The organism is Pseudomonas sp. GD03858 (assembly GCF_029840925.1).
GTDB lineage: Bacteria > Pseudomonadota > Gammaproteobacteria > Pseudomonadales > Pseudomonadaceae > Aquipseudomonas.
Window position 1 is genome coordinate 1 of record NZ_JAOCDM010000218.1, and the last position, 1,487, is coordinate 1,487.

At 44.6% G+C, this 1,487-nt stretch carries 2 protein-coding genes and 1 pseudogene; all 3 read right to left on the bottom strand.

Annotated elements, in window-relative coordinates; all coding sequences use genetic code 11:
• Positions 1-34 precede the first annotated feature (34 nt).
• Positions 35-601, bottom strand: coding sequence for a hypothetical protein (locus N5D48_RS26095; RefSeq protein WP_279889021.1), 567 nt, complete (start codon positions 599-601; stop codon positions 35-37).
• 141 nt (positions 602-742) lie between these two features.
• Positions 743-835, bottom strand: a pseudogene (locus N5D48_RS26100) (transposase); the annotation flags it as partial.
• Positions 836-867: 32 nt separating this feature from the next.
• Positions 868-1,224, bottom strand: coding sequence for a hypothetical protein (locus N5D48_RS26105; protein ID WP_279889022.1), 357 nt, complete (start codon positions 1,222-1,224; stop codon positions 868-870).
• Positions 1,225-1,487: the final 263 nt, after the last annotated feature.

The window sequence follows — 1,487 nt, forward strand, 5'->3', positions numbered from 1 at the left end:
GGTCCAGCTCATTGGCTGGGGTTTTATATAAGATTTACGAACCAGAAGTCACACATATCGCCGTAATAATTTGCCTAGACTCATCTGAGATAGGAACTCCCCATCCAGTTATCTCGACAACACCATAGTTAGTGTCAGTATAGAACCATTCCTCAGCCTCATCAAACTCCAAACAGGTGAGCGGCAAGATATCCGAAACAGGATTTCCCAATGTTATGCCACCTGGCAAACACCCCCTATAAATAAGTTTTTCTGCTGGGTCACCAGGAAAGCTAAAACTATAAACTTTAACAGCATAGAGCCTTCCATCCCTTATCGAAAGGGATAGAGCAGGAATGCCTTTTAGCAAGTCATTAATTACGGCGTCATCAAAAACCGAGAAAGAAAACCCGCAATCCCCGCACTGATCAAACCCATGCCTATGCATTTGCAGGTCTGGCGAACCAATAAATCTATAGAGCGAACCATTTTTCTCAAGCAAGTAATTCGCTAGCACAGTCTCCAATGTGGCTAAATCGATACCTAGCGGAATCCCTGCAAGGGATAACCCTGGAGTAATGGGAGCATACCAATCTATAAGAAACTCGCCTGACGTAGTCATTTTGGCATCCATGTATTCGTAGAAGGATTAAATACCACCTTCTGGCCCTGCGGATTCAAATATACAGTATTGACATCGTAAATTGGACTGGAGGGCCCACTAAACTGAGGCCTATACAAAAAGGGGACAGATTTATTTCTCCTACTCTAATCTCGGTCGACCCTGCTTCCTTCGCTCGATGCGTTTCCCTGTAATTAGTTCGACCTCATCCACAAACCGATTGTTACCCGTCAGGAAAAATAAATCCGTCCCCTTTTCGGTCCCTTTCACTCCTCATCCCAAAAATCCCCTGGAGGCGCATACTCGCCACCCCGTATAACAGCACACCAACCATAGCTTCTATAAAACATCTCAAGATCGATGATCTTGTAACTGCTCTCGCTAATTTTCTCCAGTGTAATTAGGCTGTTAGCGTGATGAGTGTATCGCCCCCCTCCCCCTGCAAGGGCCCTCAATTCCAGCTCTTTACGATCCCAATCTGACACCAGGCCTGATGATTCAGGGACAGTCTCTGAGAATGAAACCTCAAACTCCTTTGATATCTTGCAAACGCAAGGAATTAGTTTTTGACCGAGCAATTCATTCGTAATCAAATTCTCAGGAAACGTAATATTCAACTTCATTTAAGAGCACTCCTGAGCAAAAAGGGGGACAGATTTATTTTCTCCACTCTAATCTCAGCCCACTCTGCATGACTACACAACCCCTTCACCCCACAGGGTAGAAATTAGAGCAGGGAAAATAGATCTGTCACCTTTTTGGTCGTCACCTTTTTGGTCACCTTTTTGGTCTTTTTGGTCCTGCATGACTACACAACCCCTTCATCCCACAGGGTAGAAATTAGAGTAGGGAAAATAGATCTGTCACCTTTTCGTCACCTTTTCGT

Excerpts from the sequence above, each read along its gene's own strand:
- N5D48_RS26095 (WP_279889021.1), bottom strand. The coding sequence starts at position 601 with ATGACTACGTCAGGCGAGTTTCTTATAGATTGGTATGCTCCCATTACT.
- N5D48_RS26105 (WP_279889022.1), bottom strand. The coding sequence starts at position 1,224 with ATGAAGTTGAATATTACGTTTCCTGAGAATTTGATTACGAATGAATTG.